Origin of the sequence: Caballeronia sp., from assembly GCF_028292365.1 — a bacterium.
Taxonomy (GTDB): domain Bacteria; phylum Pseudomonadota; class Gammaproteobacteria; order Burkholderiales; family Burkholderiaceae; genus Caballeronia.
Genome location: NZ_JAQGMM010000199.1, coordinates 1 through 18,084, shown reverse-complemented (window position 1 = coordinate 18,084; position 18,084 = coordinate 1). Strand labels below are relative to the sequence as shown.

Below are 18,084 nucleotides of genomic sequence, written 5' to 3'. Positions count from 1 at the left end.
CACCCGTATTGCATTCCTTTGTGCGGGCCTTAATCGGGCTCGCCTCGTCAGGCGGCGAATACCCTTGCGCTCTCGTTCTCCCATTCGAGCCAGGCCTGCGTACCGACCGCCAGGCTCGGCGCATGCGAACCGATGGATGTCCGCACCGCGATCTCCTGTTCCCAGGGCGTGGCGACAGCATAGTGCATGGTGTCGCCGAGATAAGTGACATCGCGGACGATCACCTGCAGGCCGCCGTCCGCCACCTCCGACGGCTGTGCGCGAATGCGGATCTGTTCCGGCCGAAGCATCAGCGCGCCGTTGTCACCATCGTTCAGCGCGTGATCAAACCCGCCGAAGGAAACCGGCTTGCCGTTCGGAAACACCGCTCGCGAGGAGCCGTTGCTGCCCGCCAGCGTAACCGGCAGGAAATTCGAGTTGCCGATGAAACTCGCGACAAAGCGCGATGCCGGCTTTGCATAGAGCTCCTCGCCGCTGCCCACCTGCTCGATGCGCCCTTTGTTGAACACCGCGATGCGGTCAGACAGACGCAGTGCCTCTTCCTGGTCGTGGGTCACATACAGGATCGTCACGCCGGTCTGCTGGTGAATGCGCCGAAGTTCGGTCTGCAGTTCCTCGCGCAGCTTTTTATCGAGCGCTGAAAGCGGTTCGTCCATCAGAAGAACTGGCGGATCGTAGGCGAGCGCGCGGGCAATCGCGACACGCTGCTGCATCCCGCCCGACAACTGGTCCGGCATGCGGTCACGGCAATCGCCGAGGTGCACGAGCTTGAGCATCTGCTCGACCTTCGACTTCACCTGGGCATCGGGAAGACGCCGCACGCGCAGCGGAAACGCGACGTTCTCCCCGACCGTAAGATGCGGGAACAGGGTATAGCGCTGAAACACCATGCCGATGTTGCGCTTGTTCGGAGCTACCGACAGCAGCGACTTGCCGTCGAGCAGCACGCGTCCTTCGGTGGGCGACTGAAAGCCCGCGACAATGTACAACGTCGTGCTCTTGCCCGAGCCCGACGGCCCGAGGAAAGTCATGAACTCGCCCTTCTTGATATCGAGCGAGACATGGTCGATAGCGACCACCTGGTCGTAGGTTTTACGAAGCCGTTGAATCTGCAAAAACGGTGCGCTCACGATTTACCTCTCTTAAGGACAAGTCCCAGCAACATCAGGATGACAGTCAATCCGACCAGCAGCGACGACGCCGCGGCAATCACAGGCGTCAGGTCCTGCCGCAAGGTGCTCCAGATGCGCACGGGCAACGTCTGCAACGTCGGACTCGCCATGAAAATCGACACCACCACTTCGTCCCAGGATGCGAGGAACGAGAAGATGGCCGCGGCGAACAGGCCGAGACGGATGGCGGGCAGCGTGACGCGCCACTTCACTTCGAACGGGCTCGCCCCGCAGATCAGCGCGGCATCTTCGAGCGCGGTATCGAAACTCTCGAGCGAATTGCTGATGGCGATGATCGAAAACGGCAACGCAATGATCAGGTGCCCGATCACGAATCCGACCAGCGTTCCCGTGAGCCCGATGCGCAGGAAAAAGCCATACAGCGCGACGGCCAGCACGACGACGGGCAGTACCATCGGCGTGAGGAAAAACGCTTTCAGCAACGCACGGCCCCGGAAATTGCCACGCGTCAATGCGAGCGAGGCAAAGAGGCCCAGCACGACCGACAAAACCATCACGAGCACGCCCAGTTCGACGCTGGTCATCAGCGAATCGAGCCAGCCCGGATCAGTAAACAGCATGGCGTACCAGCGCAAGGTCCAACCGGGCGGTGGAAACATCAGCCACTGCGAATCGCCGAACGACAACGCGACGATAAACAGCACCGGCAGCAAGAGGAACAGCGACACGGCTGCGCCAACGCCTAACAACGCCCAGCGCAACGGTCCAAGACGATCGAAATCGAGCAGCATGTCAGTGAACTCCTGAAGCATCCGGTGCACGACCGGAAAAGCGCAGTTGCACCGCATAGAGCGACAACGTCACGAGCAGCAGCACGAAGGCGGCAGCACCCGCGAGCCCCCAGTTCAGCAATTGCTGCACGAGTTGCGCGATCAATTCGGCGAGCATCATGTATTCGGGTCCACCGAGCAAAGCAGGCGTCACGAAGTACCCGAGCGCCATCACGAACACCATCAATGCACCACTGGCGATGCCCGGCATGGCGAGCGGCACCAGCACGCGCCAGAATGCCTGCCAACGGCTCGCGCCGCAGATAGCGGCCGCACGCAGCGTGGTGGGGTCGATGGCGCGCAGGGTCGCGTGCAGCGGCATCACGAGGAACGGCAACATGATGTAGGTCATGCCGATCGTGACGCCGGTCAGGTTGTTGACGAGCGTCAGCGGCTCATGAATCACGCCGAGCCACATCAGCAAGCGGTTGATCGGACCCGTCTGCTGCAGCAGGACCATCCAGGCGAAGGTGCGTGCGAGCAGGTTGGTCCACATCGAGAGCAGCAGGATGGCAAATACCAGCTTGCTGACCCAGCGCGGCGCAATGGCGAGCAGCCACGCAGTCGGAAAACCGATCACGAGCGTGACGACAGTCACCACCGAGGCCACGAAAAACGTGTTGCTGAAGACCCGCAGGTAAGTCGTCGAGCCAAACAACTGCGCGTAGTTCTGCAGGCCGGGCGAGGGGTCCAGCACGCTCCTCAGCAGCAGTGAGAGCACAGGCAGGAGGAAGAACACGATCAGCAACAGCAGGGCCGGCAGCACCAGCCGCGCCCTCCTGAAACCGGCGCTCACCTTCGGTAGAAACACCCTGGGCTCCGCGACAGTGCTCACTGCGTTCGACATGACAACTCCTTCAAGATGATCGACAGCCATTGCTTTCTCTCACCGTTACTTCGATTGCCACGCATACCAGCGCTTGGCAATTTCGTCGCGATGATCGGCCCAGTACTTCATGTCGAGGTTGATCTGCGTCGCCTTGTACTGGTCCGGCTGCGTCTTCGCGACATCTGCCGGCAGCAGCGCGGCGGACTTCAGGTTGACCGGCGCGTAGCCTGTTTCAGCCGCGAAATTCGCCTGCGCCTGAGCGCTGGTCGCAGTAGCGAGGAACTTCATCGCCTCGGCCTTGTGCTTCGCGCCCTTCGGCACCACGAGCATGTCGGCGGCGGTCAGGTTCTGGTTCCACGACACACCGACATCCACGCCGGTTTGCTGCAACGCATGCAGGCGGCCGTTCCAGAATACGCCGAGCGGCGCCTCACCCGATGCCATCAACTGCTGCGACTGCGCGCCGCCGCTCCACCAGACAATCTGACTCTTGATGGTATCGAGCTTCTTGAACGCACGGTCGAGGTCGAGCGGATACAGCTTGTCGGGCGCGACGCCGTCGGCGAGCAACGCGACTTCCAGCACGCCCGGTGCGGACCATTTATAGAACGTACGTTTACCGGGGAAGCGCTTGGTGTCGAAGAGATCGGCATAGTTAGCAGGACTGCCGTTCTTGAACGAAGCCTTGTTGTATCCCAGCACGAACGAATAATAGAAACTCCCGACCGCACCCGGCGACATGAAACGCGGATCAAGCTGGCTCTTGTTCACCACCGAATAATCGATCGGTTCGACCAGCCCGTCGCGCAGCGCGGCATACGCGAAGTCGCCTTCCACGTCGACCACGTCCCACTGCACGTTGCCGCTGTCGACCATGGCCTTGAGCTTGCCGTAATCGGTCGGCCCGTCCATCAGCACCTGGACTCCCGATGCCTGGGTGAACGGCACCGCCCACTCCTTCTGTTGAGCCGATTGCGTCGTGCCGCCCCAACTGGCGAAGACGATCGGCGCGGCAGCCGCGAACACGGGCACGCTAACCGAAACAACAGCGGTAACGATCAATGCGCGCACCAGGGCGGGCAGATTTAGAGGTTGCTGCATGACGACTGCTCCTTGAAAGGAAACGGCTGGCTTCGAGAGGACTTAGGCTTGAACGACTGGTTTTACTTGAGCGGCGAAAATGCAGCGGGCTTCATGATCTTGCTTTCCATCGTTTCCAGCAGCGCCTGAATCTTCGGTGCGAAGGCCTGCCACGCGGGGTCTTCCGCGAGCTGCTGACGACGCGCTTCGCGGTCATCGAGGCTGGTATAGGCCCACATGTGGACGATCTGGTTGAGCGGGCCAATCTCCGAGAAGAAGTAGCCGACGAGTTCTCCCAGATGTTCCTTCTGCAAAGCGATGCCCTCTTCCTCGACCAGTTTTAGATACGCCGGGACCGCGCCCGTGCGGATCTTGTAAGTACGGATTTCGTAGTACATGGTGGCTCTGTCTGTCTTCAACGCATGACGAAGGGATCGGCAATCGGCTCGTCCGAGGTCCGGATCCACACGGATTTCGTACGGGTGTAGTCAAGCACGGCGTCGAGTCCGCCTTCGCGTCCGAGACCGCTCAACTGGTATCCGCCGAACGGGACGATCGGCGAGACCGCGCGATAGGTATTCACCCAGACGATGCCGGCGCGAAGCTTGCGCGTCAGCCGGTGCGCGCGCGTCAGGTCGCGCGTGAACACGCCTGAAGCGAGCCCGTATCGCGTGTCGTTTGCTAGTGCAATGGCTTGCTCTTCGGTATCGAAACTCATCACGCTGAGCACGGGGCCGAACAACTCCTGCGCGACGCTCGGCACATCCGGCGTGGCGCATTCGACAATGGTCGGTTCGAAGAAAAACCCTTTGTCCATGCCTTCGGGACGATGCCCGCCGGTCAGCAGTTTTGCGCCTGCGGCGAGGCTCGCCGCCAGCACCGCCTCAATGTGGTCACGTTGTCTGGCCGTAGCCAGCGGGCCCATTTCGGTGTCCACATTCTGTGGATCGCCTAGCTTGATTGCCCGAGCTTTCTCGACCAGTTTCGCCAGCAGACGGTCGCGAATGCCACGCTGCACGAGGAGCCGGGAACCAGCCACGCAACTTTGACCTGTCGCCGCGAAAATCCCCGCGATGACCGCGTTGCTGACGCTTTCGACGTCGGCGTCGTCAAACACCAGCACCGGCGATTTACCGCCCAGTTCCAGCGATGTCGCCGCGAGGTTCTCTGCCGAGTTCCGGACGATATGGCGCGCCGTTTCAGGACCGCCGGTGAACGCAATTTTCGCGACGAGCGGATGGGTGGTGAGTGCGTGACCGCAGTCCGCGCCAAAACCCGTCAGGATGTTCACCACGCCCGCAGGAAAACCAGCTTCGTGAACGAGTCGCGCAAACGCGAGCAACGGCGCAGGACCCTCTTCCGATGCCTTGATAACGATCGTGCAACCCGCCGCCAATGCAGGTCCGATTTTCACCGCCGATAAAAACAGTTGCGAGTTCCAAGGCACGATTCCAGCGACGACACCCACAGGCTCGCGTCGAAGAAATACTTCCATGTCCGGCTTGTCGACGGGAAGATAGGCTCCCTGAATCTTGTCGGCGACACCCGCGTAATAGCGGTAGTACTCGGCGACATAACCAATCTGACTGCGCGTCTCGCGAATAATCTTGCCCGTGTCGGCTGTCTCCAGTTCAGCGAGCTCCTGCGCATTGGCCGCGACCAGATCCGCCAGCCGGTACAGCAGCTTGCCGCGCTGGCTCGCATTCAGGTTGGTCCACTCGGGCGAGAAGAGCGCGCGGTCGGCCGCCCTGACTGCCCGATCGACATCCTCCGCGCTGGCTGCGGGCATGCTCGCCCAAACCTCGCCGGTGGCCGGATTGATACTGTCGAAGGTCCGCGACGCGTCGCTGAATTTGCCATCGATGTAATGCTGGAACATCTGCAACATGTCATCTGCTCCGGTTTAGCGGGCGTCGAACGCGGGCATCACGTCGGATATGAAGAGTTCCAGCGAACGGCGCTTGCGCTCGAAGCTCATGTTGCTGTCGAGCCAGAAGCTGTATTGATCGAAGCCGAGTTCTTCATACTGCTTCAACCGGGCGATGACATCGGCGGGTTGGCCGATCACCAGGTTCTTGCGAATCTGCTCCGGGATGTACTGCGGGAACGACGCGATGTCGGCTTCTGTCAGGGGTTCAATGAAACCCTGCTTCACCGGCCGCTCGTTCTTGAACCACTTGCTGAAATAGCAATAGAAGCGGCTCAGGTCTGCCACGGCGGCATCGACCTCCGCGGCGTCCGCGCCCACGAAGGTGTGCATCAGCATCATGATCTGCGGACGTGGCACGTCGGGGTTCGCCTTGCAGGCCGCGTTGAAACGGTCCATCAGGTTCACCACTTCACCATCACCCGCCGCCAGCGACGTGACCTGCACATGGCACCCATTCCTCACCGCGAACTCATGCGAATTCGGATCGCGCGCCGCGAGCCACATCGGCGGATTGGGCTGCTGGATCGGACGCGGCACCGGCGTGGTCGAAGGCCACGACCAGAACTCGCCCTGATGCGCATAGTCGCCCTTGAACAGGTTCTGCAGTGCTGGTACAAGCTCGCGCATCCGTGCGCCCGCGCCGAATGCGTCGAGACCCGGCAGCAAGCGTTCGTATTCGAAGGAATACGCACCGCGCGCAATGCCGAGGTCGAGACGCCCGCTGCTCGCGACGTCGACCATGCCAGCTTCACCCGCGAGGCGGATCGGATGCCAGAACGGTGCGATCACCGTGCCGGTGCCGAGACGAATGCGTTCGGTGCGTGCGGCAAGGTACGAAAGGTTGATGAAGGGATTCGGCGCAATCGTGAATTCCATCGCGTGGTGCTCGCCGACCCATGCGGTTTCGAAGCCGCCCTGTTCCGCGATCTGGACGAGATCGGTGAGTTCGTCGAAGAGTTGCCGATGCGGCGTTTGCGCGTCGTACCGCTCCATGTGGAGAAACAGCGAGAATTTCATGATCGACCTATATGCAGGAAAACATGCGGGAAACAGTCCGTCTTGCTGCGGGCGCGATGAACTCAAGCGTCCCGCTTCGTGTCGACCGCTTGAACGTTGCGGCTGGTATTACGGTATTCCATCGAATGTCGCAAATCAAGCGTTTCAATATTATGGTATTCCATAATATTGGATGCGTACGTAGATGAATTTGGAGACGCGGAGAAAGCCGTGGAGCGAGCGGTTGGGCCCGTCCCTGACGAATTGCGGAAGATAGAGCGGCTGTCGTGCTTGGCGCGATGAATGATTCAACTGAGGGATAGCGAGCCGCTGACTTACGGGCGTTACGGATGTTACGGGCGTTCCAGATAACCGAAGACCGCGCGGATCACCCGGCGTTCCAGCTCGCCGATGTCCGTTTCACCGCGCTCTCCCGCGGAGTCGGTCAACCCGCGGGTAATTGCGAGGATGTCGAAGGCCAGGACGGCAACGTCCTCCGACGAACTTTCCGACCGCTTCTTCAGCACCTCGGCAATGGCTGCCTGAATGGTGCTGCCCACACGCACGGCACGCGCTGGAAACGGCAACCGGGCCTCCTCGAAATCGAGCAGCCGTGCGAGTTTCGGGCGTGTCAGTTGATGCTCGGTCGCCCCGCGGATCATTGACCTCAGGGCGTCTGCCCAGTCGTCCATGCGAGCCGCCTTCACCACGGTGTCCAGCAAGACTGCCGACTCCTGCTCGATCAACGCGATGGTGATCGCGTCCTTGCCGGGGAAGTACTGATACAGCGAGCCGATGCTTACGCCCGCTCGCTCAGCAATTGAATTGGTCGTGTAACCGTCGAAGCCCTGCTGTTCCAGAATGTGAGCCGCCGCTTCGAGAATGATGCTCACAGTTCGGCTCGAACGCGGCTGAGCCGGTTGTTTCCTGGGGTTGAGGCGGGTAGCGGAACGTGGTGGGGTCATGTCAGGAATGCGAGTAGCCGATGTGAGCTTGTGCTCGTATTATCTATCAAACGTTTCGGCGAATGTTTTGACTGATTCCTTCAGGCCTTTAGCCTCCTTTGCCTTTCGACCACATCTCATGATAATTAGCGATCCTAACATTTTATCCGCATTGCTCCGTGGCGTTACTGATCAGTTAGCCGCATCGGCCACGCCACCCAAGTCGGACGAGACAGTCAACCAGCTCATACAACGGGTTACTCAAGCAAGCGCTTGGGCTAACACGATCATGCGAACTGTACTTAGCCAGCGGTATCCGGATATTGGATGGTCCAGTTCGGAGGCGCAGCCGGATAGTCCTGATAAAGCGGGTGCGGCTCCGTATTGGGTCTATGACCCGATTGACGGCGCGTATCACTATATTCAGGGACTGCCGCTATGGTCCAGTTCGCTGGCTTTGATTAGTGAAGGACGTCCGGTCTTTTCGATTGTCTACGATCCATCGCAACGTGAGTTGTTCGTCGCTACGAAGTCCGGCGGTGCGACGCTTAACGATGTGCGCTTGCGGGTATCGGGAAAGTCGGATTTGCGCGCTGCGGTTGTTGCCACGGCGTTGCCTCCTTTTGGATACGGCGACGAGGGCGAACACCGTCGATCGGTTGCGCTACTCGGCGCAATGTCCAGGCGTGTGTTTGTCGTGCGGCAGATGGCTTCCGCGTCGCTGCAGTTGGCTTATGTGGCTGCGGGCCGGATGGATGCGTATTGGGAAACTGGCAACGATTTATACGACTGGATAGCGGGCGCGCTGCTGGTTGAAGAAGCCGGCGGTCAGGTCACTGACCTTGCCGGGGCGCCGCTAGGCTCGAATGTGAATGGCATTGCAGCGGCGCCGGCAGGGCTTGCGGTTGCGTTGCTTGAGGGGCTTGCGGATTAGAGATTGTCAGGCGGTTGTCAATGAACTCGACGTTCGCCCAAGGCCCAAGGCCCAATACGGTCGCCGCTATACGTTGAAAAACTCGACAGCAAATTTGATGAGTTCCGCCTGGCCTTCAATATCCAGTTTCCGCTTGATGGACATCCTGTGCGTCTCCACCGTCCGAATGGAAAGCGCGTGCAACACTGCGATTTGCTTGTTTGACAAACCGTCTGCTATATCTCGCAGCAACTCTTGCTCGCGAGGCGTCAGTTTTTTCATCTGCAGGTAGCGGACGGAGTCGGGTGCGAGACCTTTTTTCGGCAGCGCGGCGGTTTGAGTGAAGTGATCGTTAAAGTAGGTGCCGCCGCCCAGAATGGTGTAAATAGCCGCGATGATCTCCGTGGCGGGCGCATCTTTCAGTACGTATCCGCTCGCGCCAGCCGCCCTCGCCTCAGCCATGTACTCCGCATTGTTGTGCATCGATAAAACGAGAACATGCATCTCCGGTCGACGCACCCGAATTTCGCGTGTGAGCGCTACGCCGCTGCCGCCTTTCATGCTCAAGTCGGTCAAGACCAGATGCGGCCCAAGACGCTCGATCACGCTTAGCGCCTCGGGCATATTGCTCGCCTCGCCGACCACTCTAAAACCTTCGATAGCATCCAGACGCAACTTCAAGCCGTCGCGCACAAGCTGATGATCGTCTACTAGCAAAATGTCGATAGTGCCTGTCATGTCCTGGCGCGGCCCGATGCAATTGAAGGAAGGTCGACGGGAATGACCGCTTTCAACTCGGTTCCTCCGTGTCGCGATTGAATCACGAATACGCCGTTAAGCGACTCGACCCGCTCGCGCATATTGCGCAGTCCGATTCCCCGGCGGGGATCGGACTGTACTGCGTCATAACCAAAGCCGACGCCATCGTCGCCTATGGTCAGAATCACTTGGCCCGGCGCGCAAGCCAGCGTCACGCGAGCGCTGGATGCATGCGCATGACGCTGGATATTCGTCAGCGCTTCCTGCGCCACCCGAAACAGCGCGGTATTGACCGCATCGGGCAAGGGATGCGCGTCGCTTGACGCAGCATCAACGTCAATTTTCGTATGCGGCGTCTCGCCCATTTCGTTGAACTCGCGTGCTAGCTGGCGAAGCGCGGCGCCCAAGCCGAGATCGTCGAGCATGGCCGGCCGCAAATCGTGAGAGATCTGCCTGATTTCCGCCAAGGTTCGATTAGTCTGGGCTAGCGCATTTTGTATGGGTGGCGCGCTCGCGTCGTTTCGATCGGAGTTCAACGGCTTAAGTGCAATCGCCGATTCCAGCAATAGTTTGATCGACACCAGCATTTGACTGATGCCATCGTGGAGCTCGCGTGAGAGGCGGCCTCTTTCCGCTTCCTGTGATTCCACCACTTGGCGAGCCATGATCTTCAGCTGTGCATCCGAGCTTCGGTGGTCGGTCACGTTCAATGCGATGCCGCACGCGCCAATGACCCCCATACCCAATGCACCTATTAGCCCGATCAGGAACAGGGTATGACGAATATTGGACGATGCCTGCCGCCCGGTTTGCAAGAGCGCCATGTTGACGTCGTCCAAATAAATGCCGGTGCCGACCATCCATCCCCATCGCTCGAAAGTCACGACATACCCTAGCTTGGATTCGAGCTTATGAGTCGATGGACGCTCCCACAAATATTCCACGAAACCGCCGCCGTTCCTCGCCTGTTTCAATAGGGACTGAATAGTAAGCGCGCCGTTAGGATCGTGCATGGACCATAGATTGGTCCCGACGAGCCCCGACAATCTGGGGTGCATCAGCAGATTGCCTTGCAGGTCATAGACGAAGAAATAGCCGTCGTTGCCGAACTCGAGTTTGGACAATACCGCTAGTACCTGGGCACGCGTGTCAGGATCGTCGCGGCCGGAGTTGTACAACGGCGCGACTGCGCTTTCGGCTAACGCGACATAATTCTTGAGTTCGACTTCCTTGCTGCTTCGGTAAGCGGCGGCAATGGCGCGCTGCTCCGAATTTGACAAGGCGTTGGCTTGCAAGGACACCGCAATCGCAATCGTCGCCATTGCTCCGATGAACGGCAGAAGGGCGAGCACCAACCACTTACGCCTCATTCCGTGCAAAGAGAGTCTCATCAAAAAGGTTCCGCGTATAAGTTGGAGGGCCGGGCGAATGGCCCCGCCCCGTTCCGGATTGTGCCATCGAGACCGCCAGGTGTTCTTTAGCGACTCTGCGCCTGCGTAGTATTACGTAGGGTGATTCCGCGCTTGACGATCAAACGATACGCTCTGCGCAAGCCTTGCATGCCCCCGCCCGATCACGCCGCACCCCTCTACGTATTACTACGGAAGGCGGCTCAAGCAATTCCACCAATACTCCGGCTCCAGTTCCAAAAGAAACTGAATCCAGGAGATTGATGTGAGATCAGAAAGCATTCCCGGCGGAAAACGCACAGCGGGCACGCTGTTGTTGTTGATTCCCTACGTGGCCTTATTGTGGCTACCTTTTTATAGCGATGCACACCCCTCATTGATGGGTTTTCCGTTTTTCTATTGGTACCAGTTGTTGTGGGTGCCGCTGACGTCGTTGATCTTATACGTGGTTTACAGGTGGGTCCGATGATGCCGACGACATTCAACTGGACCTCCGGTCTCGTATTCCTTGGCTTTTTTGCGCTGGTCACGGTGCTCGGCTTTTTCGCGGCACGCTGGAAGGCAGGCGACCTCACCCAATTGCATGAATGGGGTCTGGGCGGCCGGCAGTTTGGCCCCGTCATTTCGTGGTTCCTGGTGGGTGGCGATTTCTATACCGCCTATACCGTCATCGCAGTGCCCGCGCTGGTTTATGCGGTCGGCGCTTATGGATTTTTCGCGCTGCCTTACACCATCATCGTCTATCCGTTCGTGTTTGCAGTGATGCCAAAGCTGTGGTCGGCCTGTCAGAAGGGCAATCACATCACGGCGGCTGACTTCGTGCAGGGCATCTACGGCGGACGCTGGTTTGCAGCGGCCATTGCCCTGACGGGGATCATCGCAACCATGCCTTATATTGCGTTGCAACTCGTCGGCATGCAGGTGGTGATCAAGAGCCTGGGCGTGACCGGCGAGCTGCCGCTCGTCGTCGCTTTCGTGATCCTTGCCGTGTACACCTATGCAAGCGGCTTGCGCGCGCCGGCCATGATCGCCTTCGTCAAAGACATCATGATTTATATTGTGGTGATCGCAGCAATCTGGCTCATCCCCAGCAAGCTAGGCGGTTATGCGTCGGTATTCGACGCCGCGGATCATTTCTTCACAGCGAAAGGCGGGTCGACGGGCATCACGCTCAAGGCTAGCCAGTTCACGGCCTATGCATCGCTCGCATTCGGATCGGCGATGGCAGCCTTCATGTATCCGCATACGCTGACGGGCGTGCTAAGTTCCAAAAGCGCAAAGACGATCAAGCAAAATGCGATCGCCCTGCCCGCTTATACGCTGCTGCTGGGCCTGATCGCACTTCTCGGCTACATGGCAATTGCAGCGGGCGTGAAAGTAACGTCGGCGACCGATGTAGTGCCTGCGCTATTCCTCAAATTGTTCCCATCGTGGTTCGTCGGCTTTGCAGCCGCCGCGATTGCGATTAGCGCGCTTGTGCCCGCCGCCATCATGTCGATTGGTTCGGCCAATTTGTTCACGCGCAATTTGTGGAAGCCACTGGTCCAGCCGAATATCACGCCGTCGCAGGAAGCGACCAATGCGAAAGTGGTATCGCTGGCGGTGAAACTGGGTGCGCTGGTATTCATCATCTTCCTGCCAACGCAGTTCGCTATCGACCTGCAATTGCTTGGCGGCGTCTGGATCTTGCAGACGTTTCCCGCTGTCGTGTTTTCGCTCTATACGCGTTGGCTCAAACTGCCTGCACTGTTTATTGGCTGGCTGGCGGGTATTGGACTGGGAACCACGCTCGCGTTCATGCAAGGCATCAAGCCCATTTACGCGCTTCATTTGGGTGACGCAACGTACCCGGTCTATATTGGCTTGCTCGCTCTGGCAGTCAATATTGTGTTAACCGTCGTGCTGTCGGCGGTGTTGCCTGCAAGGAGCACTTCTATAGCCCGGTCTCAAGCCTAAAACAGGGAATCCAGTACGGCCTGGCCGCAACGGGATTTCAAAACCGGCCACCGGCGCGAGCGGCAACCAACGTGTTACCGCACGCGCCAACCGTACCCCTGCTGCGCACGAAACATCTCAAAGCCATTGGCTTTCTCAAGCGCGATGCGCCGGTCGATCGCATCGCTCGATATCGTGTTGAAATCAAACAAGCCGTAGTGGTGCGCAATCATCGCGCGAGCGCCGCTGCTACGCGCCAATGCCACCGCTTCGTCAAGCGTGAAGTTACCTGGCACGCCATTGCCGCTACGCTGTGCATCGCGCCCAAATTGACCGGCAACAACGCAACATGTGGGGCATGCGCGGCGACCGCTTCCGCAAGACCCGGATAAAGGATGCAATCGCCCGAATGATATAAACGAATGCCCCCGACCTCGATCAAATAACCAAGCCACGGATAGTTGCCATTTGAGTCCCGGTCCAGCGTCTCGTGCGCCGAGGGTATCGGTGAAACGAAACAACCGTCCAGGATCTCCGTCCGGTCGCCCGCATTCACCGCGATCAGGCGATCCGTGCCAACGCCGCATTGTTTCACTGCCTCATCGACCACTGCCGCAGGCACAACGAAGCGAGCTCGCGGAAACCTCCGCGCCAGCGGCTGCAACGTCCCCGGGTCCATGTGATCCGTATGCCGATGCGTGCACAGCACGACATCCAGTCTGTCCAACTCATCGGGCAAGATGGGCGCCGCCATCATTCTCGTATGCGGAAATTTCGTGCCCTTATATTTCTCCGCCAGCGAATCCGACAGGTAGGGATCGATCAACATCCTGAACCGATCGAACTCGATCACAAAACCCGCTTGCCCCAACCAGTGCAATGTCAGCTCGCCGATTCGAGGTCCCGAGCGCGGATCAAGCAACCGGTCACGCAATGACGTATGGAACGTCTCAACGCAAACGCCTCCCAGCGTCGTCACATCACCAGCAGACATAACCGCCGTCGGCCAGGACAATCGATCCGGTCATCAGGCTCGCCGCGTCGCTGGCGAGGAACAAAATGACTGCGGCCACTTCATCAACGCGTCCCATCCGGTTCATTGGCGTGCCGCCCACCCAGTGCTGCAACTTTTCCTTGTCCTCGTAGACATAGGCGTTCATCTCGGTATCGATATACGTTGGTGCGACGGCATTCACGCGCACGCCTCGCGCGCCCCACTCTGCGGCCAGCGACTTCGTCAGATGATGCACCGCCGCCTTCGACGCGTTGTAGTTCACTTGCTCCTGCGGCCGGTTGACGATAAACCCCGACATGGAACCCACGTTGACAATGCTGCCCGCGCCGCGCTCGAGCATGCCTTTGCCGAACGCGCGACAGGCCCGGAACACGCCATTGAGATTGACGTCGATGACCTTGTTCCAGATCTCGTCGGTCATGGTCTCAGCCGGATGATTCGAGATCGCAATGCCCGCGTTATTGACCAGTACATCCACGCGGCCGTGGCGTGCGACCACGGCATCATTGACACGCTGGGCCGCGCCCGGATCGGTTACATCGAATAGTTCGGTCTCCACACGGAATCCCTTCGACGCCATTGTTTCAGCCGCCTTCGCAAGCAGGCCAGCGTCCATGTCGGTGAGAACAACCAGCGCACCGGCTTCAGCCAGCGCCTCGACGGCAGCGAGACCGATGCCTCGCGCCGCGCCCGTTACAACGGCAATCTTGCCGGTCAGCTTGAACTTGTCGAGATACATGCAATGATCCTTAAATGGGTTTGGCGGGCGCCGGCTTGCCGGCTTGCGCCGCGATCCGGCTGATCTCGTCGAACTCGGGGCCGTGCACCGGAATGTCGACATGAAAGACTTCGGCAATCACGCGGGTCCAGCCATAGATGAAATAGGTCCAGCCGTCCTCAATCTGCAGCGCGCGCGCCGTTTCCTGAGCCCGTGCCTGATCGAGGAAAACCAGGTTGCCGCGATAGTTCAGGTCCCACACAACCGCGCGTTCGGGAAATACGGCTGCGTCGCTCAACGGCGAACCCGGCGCGTCCTTGCCCAGTCCGGTGGCGTTGATCACCAACGCGCCCGGCGACAAACGCCGCAAGACGGCATCGTTATCTTCCGCGTTCGGCGCAACGATATATTCGCACGGAACATCGAATTTCAACTCCTGATGGATCCGTTCAATTTCCTCCAGCCTGCCTGCTGACCGATTCGACACAATGACCTTCGACGGCCGGTTTGCGCCGCGTTCCTTTTGCATCAGATGCCAGGTCAGTGCGATGGTCGACCCGCCGGCGCCCATCGAGAAAACTTCCACGCCAGTGGTGGCGAAGTGATCCTGATGAAGAAAACCATCGAGTGCGAAACCCGACGTGATCGGGTCCTTAGCATGACAGATGAATTTTCCATCCTGCTTGGAGAGGCAACTCGTTTCGCCCATGATCTGCGCGGTCGGATCGATGACATCGAAAAGGTCCTCACAAGCCGCATATAAATCGATCTTGTGCGTGGTGACCAATGCGCCGAGCGACAACGGATCATGCTTGAGGAATTCGACGGCTTCCCTATACGCTTCGGGCGATGCATGCGGCTGGAAATCGATGCCCTTCATTTCTACGTCACCAAGCCCGAGATGTTTCGCCCACTCGGGGAACACGCGCATGATCGAGCTTTGCGCGGTCGTCACGCCGATGAAGTAAAACGTAGGCCGCGTAGCGGCTTGATAAGCCGTCATGACGACACTCCTTGCGCAGCAACGCCACGCGCCAGCAAGGCCTCGACTTCCTGCTCCGTGCGCGGCTTGTAGTGCGCATTGGGCACGCTGCGCCATGAACCCGCACCGTCATCGACAATGCGCAGCTTCATGCCGTTCGACTGCTCGATGATCGCGTAGTCCTGACCCGAATCCGCCGGATAGCAGAACAGCATGACGAAGTCGTCCTGCCCAAGATTCACTGACCGGTGAATCCATCGCGGCGGCACATAACACGCCGTGTTTGCCTTGATCTCGATCACGCGCGTATCGCCGGTCGGCGACTCCATCACCATTACGCCAAAACCCTTGAGCCCGAAATACAACTCGGGCCTGTCGATAGCCGCATGAATGTGGCCTCGCGTCATGAAGAACTCATCACCCACCTTGCCGGGACTCATGCGGGTCACGCCAGTGATCAGGTCGCCCGGGTTGCTATTGGGCCGATGATCCGTGACTTCATACACCAGTTCGTCACCGCGAGCGGCTGCGAGCGCGTCGAATGCGGCGGCATCGGCATACAGCCCGCCCAGGTCGCGCAGGAACTTCTGATAGCGCGAGTCTGTGCCGGTCATCAAGCCGGTCTGCAAGTCGACGTCAAAGGAACGCGGTTCAGGCCATTGCATGGGGTCCATCTCCTTGAAATTGCAAGTCGCTTCGCCTTGATCAACCTAAGTGAGCGTTATCGAAGGCGTAACGTTAGTTTTAATAATGATAACTTCAACGAAATTTCAAAACATGGGGGTTTTCCCCAGACCTAAAGCTCTGTTTTTCCGCTTAATGATAGCTATACTATCGTTCATGGTGTGCAGACACAACGTTATCCCCGCTAACGTTGTGTTACCCGCAAATTCGCAAGCAAGGCGAGACAGCACCTTAAGAGCGACGTACGCCAACCCCGCCGGAGAGATTTGATGCACGAACAACCGTCCCCTGAGCGCAGCCCTTCCCAGCACGTTGTGAACGAGCTGCGCGAGGCGCTCGGAGCCGATGTAGTCAGCCTGCCGCACGAGTTCGCCGGAAGGAAGAATTCGGACTCGAGCCGCATGCCGTGCGAGGAGCCGATTGCGCTGGTCCGGCCGCGCAATACGGAACACGTCGCCACTGCGCTACGGATTTGCCATGAGCATGGACAAGCCGTTGTCACGCAAGGCGGTTTGACGGGACTCGCAGGCGGCGCGACTTTCCTCGGCGGCGAAGTGGCGTTGAGTCTGGAATTGATGAACGGCATCGAAAGTATCGACGCGATCAGCGCATCCATGACGGTGCTATCCGGCACGCCGCTGCAGATCGTCCAGGAAGCCGCGGACGCCGCGGGCTTCATGTTTCCGCTGGATCTCGGCGCACGTGGAAGCTGCACGATCGGTGGCAATCTCGCGACCAATGCGGGCGGCAACCGCGTGATCAAGTACGGGATGATGCGCGACCAGGTGCTCGATATAGAAGCCGTGCTCGCGGATGGCAGCATCGTCGGCGGCTTGCGCAAGATGATCAAGAACAATACCGGGTACGACCTGCGCAACCTGTTGATCGGTAGCGAAGGAACGTTGGCCGTCATCACGCGCGCCGTGCTGCGCTTGCGGCCGAAACCGCGCGCGGTGTCCACTGCATGGTGCGGCCTGCCGAACTACGACGCTGTGACTACGTTGTTGCGACGCGCCCAGGAAAGCCTGCCGGCGGGTGTGTCCGCATTCGAAGTCATGTGGCCGGGTTATTACGATTTCGTGCTGTCGCGCTTACCCGAATTGCGTGCACCGCTTCAAGGAAAACATGCGTTCTATGTGTTGCTTGAAAGCAGCGGCGCCGATCCCGAACGTCAGGCCGCTGCGTTTGAAGACTTTCTCTCGGGCATGCTGGAAGAAGGACTACTTAGCGATGCCGCGCTCGCCTCGTCGGAGTCCGATGCCGCCGCGTTCTGGGCCATTCGCGATGCACCCGGTGAATATCAACGGTTGATTCCCGGCCGCGTGTCCTTCGACGTCAGCTTCTCGATCGCCGACGTGGGCGAGGCTGCCCGCCGATGCGAACAGCAGCTTCGCGAACACTGGCCCAACGCGACCATCCTGATCTACGGACATCTTGGCGACGGCAATCTGCATATCGTCGTCCAGGAACCGGACTGGCCGCCCGACACCGCGCCCAAGGTTCAAGCCGTGGTGTACGGCGTGACCGGCGAGATGGGCGGCTCGGTGTCCGCTGAACACGGCATTGGCACGAAGAAACTGAAGGTGCTGGCGTTGTCGCGCACGCCTGCCGAACTCGCCGCCATGCGTGCGATCAAGGCGGCACTCGATCCACTGAATATCCTCAATCCCGGAAAGTTGTTGCCGCACTGATTCAACAGTCTTGATGTTTTTTAAAACCGCCAAACCCCAACAAAAGGAGGAGACATGACGCGGTTCGTGAAACAGGTGATGTGTGGTGTAGCGCTGGCAGTGGCAAGCGTGGGTGCAACGGCCCCGGCGTTTGCTGCCGACAAGATGAAAGTAGGTATTTCCATGAAGGTGCTCAATGCGCCTTACTTTTCGGCTGCTATGGAGTCAGCCAAGGCACGTGCTACGGAGAACGGCGC

19 protein-coding genes and 1 pseudogene are annotated in these 18,084 nt (G+C 59.2%); 5 read left to right on the top strand and 15 right to left on the bottom strand.

The annotated features are described in order from the left end of the window. Positions 1–47: 47 nt before the first annotated feature. The 8 genes from JWR14_RS12370 to JWR14_RS12335 form a co-directional block, all read right to left on the bottom strand. Complete coding sequence (locus tag JWR14_RS12370; protein ID WP_299706630.1) at positions 48–1,130, bottom strand: ABC transporter ATP-binding protein; 1,083 nt, start codon at positions 1,128–1,130, stop codon at positions 48–50. Beyond that, positions 1,127–1,924, bottom strand: coding sequence for an ABC transporter permease (locus tag JWR14_RS12365; protein ID WP_299706627.1), 798 nt, complete (start codon positions 1,922–1,924; stop codon positions 1,127–1,129). Before JWR14_RS12365 ends, JWR14_RS12370 begins: the two co-directional genes overlap by 4 nt. A 1-nt stretch (position 1,925) precedes the next feature. Next, on the bottom strand, positions 1,926–2,810 hold the full coding sequence (locus JWR14_RS12360) for an ABC transporter permease (RefSeq protein ID WP_299706624.1): 885 nt from the start codon (positions 2,808–2,810) through the stop codon (positions 1,926–1,928). Positions 2,811–2,855: 45 nt separating this feature from the next. Further along, a complete protein-coding gene (locus tag JWR14_RS12355; protein ID WP_299706621.1) occupies positions 2,856–3,893 on the bottom strand; it encodes an ABC transporter substrate-binding protein in 1,038 nt (345 codons plus the stop codon). A gap of 62 nt (positions 3,894–3,955) precedes the next feature. Next, positions 3,956–4,270 (bottom strand): NIPSNAP family protein, encoded by a 315-nt coding sequence (locus tag JWR14_RS12350; protein WP_299706618.1) that lies wholly within the window; start codon positions 4,268–4,270, stop codon positions 3,956–3,958. A gap of 17 nt (positions 4,271–4,287) precedes the next feature. After that, complete coding sequence (locus JWR14_RS12345) at positions 4,288–5,760, bottom strand: aldehyde dehydrogenase (RefSeq protein ID WP_299706615.1); 1,473 nt, start codon at positions 5,758–5,760, stop codon at positions 4,288–4,290. A 15-nt stretch (positions 5,761–5,775) separates the two neighbouring features. Further along, positions 5,776–6,819, bottom strand: coding sequence for an LLM class flavin-dependent oxidoreductase (locus JWR14_RS12340; protein WP_299706612.1), 1,044 nt, complete (start codon positions 6,817–6,819; stop codon positions 5,776–5,778). A 332-nt stretch (positions 6,820–7,151) separates the two neighbouring features. Continuing rightward, a complete protein-coding gene (locus tag JWR14_RS12335; RefSeq protein ID WP_366144525.1) occupies positions 7,152–7,691 on the bottom strand; it encodes a TetR/AcrR family transcriptional regulator in 540 nt (179 codons plus the stop codon). Positions 7,692–7,761: 70 nt separating this feature from the next. Between JWR14_RS12335 and JWR14_RS12330 the strand changes: the two genes are divergently transcribed. Beyond that, complete coding sequence (locus JWR14_RS12330; RefSeq protein WP_366144524.1) at positions 7,762–8,676, top strand: inositol monophosphatase family protein; 915 nt, start codon at positions 7,762–7,764, stop codon at positions 8,674–8,676. A gap of 66 nt (positions 8,677–8,742) precedes the next feature. Here the strand turns inward: JWR14_RS12330 and JWR14_RS12325 are convergent, their stop codons facing one another. Together JWR14_RS12325 and JWR14_RS12320 are read right to left on the bottom strand one after the other, a co-directional pair. After that, the gene (locus tag JWR14_RS12325) at positions 8,743–9,393 is read right to left on the bottom strand and encodes a response regulator transcription factor (protein ID WP_299706603.1); all 651 of its coding nucleotides are present in this window, start codon (positions 9,391–9,393) and stop codon (positions 8,743–8,745) included. Then, positions 9,390–10,805 (bottom strand): cache domain-containing protein, encoded by a 1,416-nt coding sequence (locus tag JWR14_RS12320; RefSeq protein ID WP_299706600.1) that lies wholly within the window; start codon positions 10,803–10,805, stop codon positions 9,390–9,392. Before JWR14_RS12320 ends, JWR14_RS12325 begins: the two co-directional genes overlap by 4 nt. 298 nt (positions 10,806–11,103) lie before the next feature. On the opposite strand from JWR14_RS12320, the gene JWR14_RS12315 reads away from it, so the two are divergent. Together JWR14_RS12315 and mctP are read left to right on the top strand one after the other, a co-directional pair. Next, positions 11,104–11,292 carry a DUF3311 domain-containing protein gene (locus JWR14_RS12315; RefSeq protein WP_366144526.1) on the top strand — a complete coding sequence of 63 codons (189 nt, stop codon included), beginning with the start codon at positions 11,104–11,106 and terminating at the stop codon, positions 11,290–11,292. Further along, the gene (gene mctP, locus JWR14_RS12310) at positions 11,289–12,779 is read left to right on the top strand and encodes a monocarboxylate uptake permease MctP (RefSeq protein ID WP_299706594.1); all 1,491 of its coding nucleotides are present in this window, start codon (positions 11,289–11,291) and stop codon (positions 12,777–12,779) included. Before JWR14_RS12315 ends, mctP begins: the two co-directional genes overlap by 4 nt. 74 nt (positions 12,780–12,853) lie before the next feature. On the opposite strand, the gene JWR14_RS12305 is transcribed toward mctP, so the two are convergent. Genes JWR14_RS12305 through JWR14_RS12285 form a run of 5 tightly spaced genes read right to left on the bottom strand, consistent with a single transcriptional unit; the run spans position 12,854 to position 16,138 of the window. Further along, complete coding sequence (locus JWR14_RS12305; protein ID WP_299706591.1) at positions 12,854–12,991, bottom strand: hypothetical protein; 138 nt, start codon at positions 12,989–12,991, stop codon at positions 12,854–12,856. Continuing rightward, complete coding sequence (locus JWR14_RS12300) at positions 12,988–13,752, bottom strand: MBL fold metallo-hydrolase (RefSeq protein ID WP_299706588.1); 765 nt, start codon at positions 13,750–13,752, stop codon at positions 12,988–12,990. Before JWR14_RS12300 ends, JWR14_RS12305 begins: the two co-directional genes overlap by 4 nt. Next, complete coding sequence (locus tag JWR14_RS12295) at positions 13,739–14,512, bottom strand: SDR family oxidoreductase (RefSeq protein WP_299706585.1); 774 nt, start codon at positions 14,510–14,512, stop codon at positions 13,739–13,741. The genes JWR14_RS12300 and JWR14_RS12295 overlap by 14 nt, the downstream gene beginning before the upstream one ends. 10 nt (positions 14,513–14,522) lie before the next feature. Continuing rightward, positions 14,523–15,494 carry a shikimate dehydrogenase gene (locus JWR14_RS12290; protein ID WP_299706582.1) on the bottom strand — a complete coding sequence of 324 codons (972 nt, stop codon included), beginning with the start codon at positions 15,492–15,494 and terminating at the stop codon, positions 14,523–14,525. Then, a complete protein-coding gene (locus JWR14_RS12285) occupies positions 15,491–16,138 on the bottom strand; it encodes a glucose-6-phosphate isomerase (protein ID WP_299706579.1) in 648 nt (215 codons plus the stop codon). Before JWR14_RS12285 ends, JWR14_RS12290 begins: the two co-directional genes overlap by 4 nt. A 288-nt stretch (positions 16,139–16,426) precedes the next feature. Here JWR14_RS12285 and JWR14_RS12280 point away from each other — a divergent pair, with 288 nt between their 5' ends. Both JWR14_RS12280 and JWR14_RS12275 read left to right on the top strand, forming a co-directional pair. Continuing rightward, positions 16,427–17,848 (top strand): FAD-binding oxidoreductase, encoded by a 1,422-nt coding sequence (locus tag JWR14_RS12280; RefSeq protein WP_299706576.1) that lies wholly within the window; start codon positions 16,427–16,429, stop codon positions 17,846–17,848. A 54-nt stretch (positions 17,849–17,902) separates the two neighbouring features. After that, a pseudogene (locus tag JWR14_RS12275) lies at positions 17,903–18,084 on the top strand (ABC transporter substrate-binding protein); the annotation flags it as partial.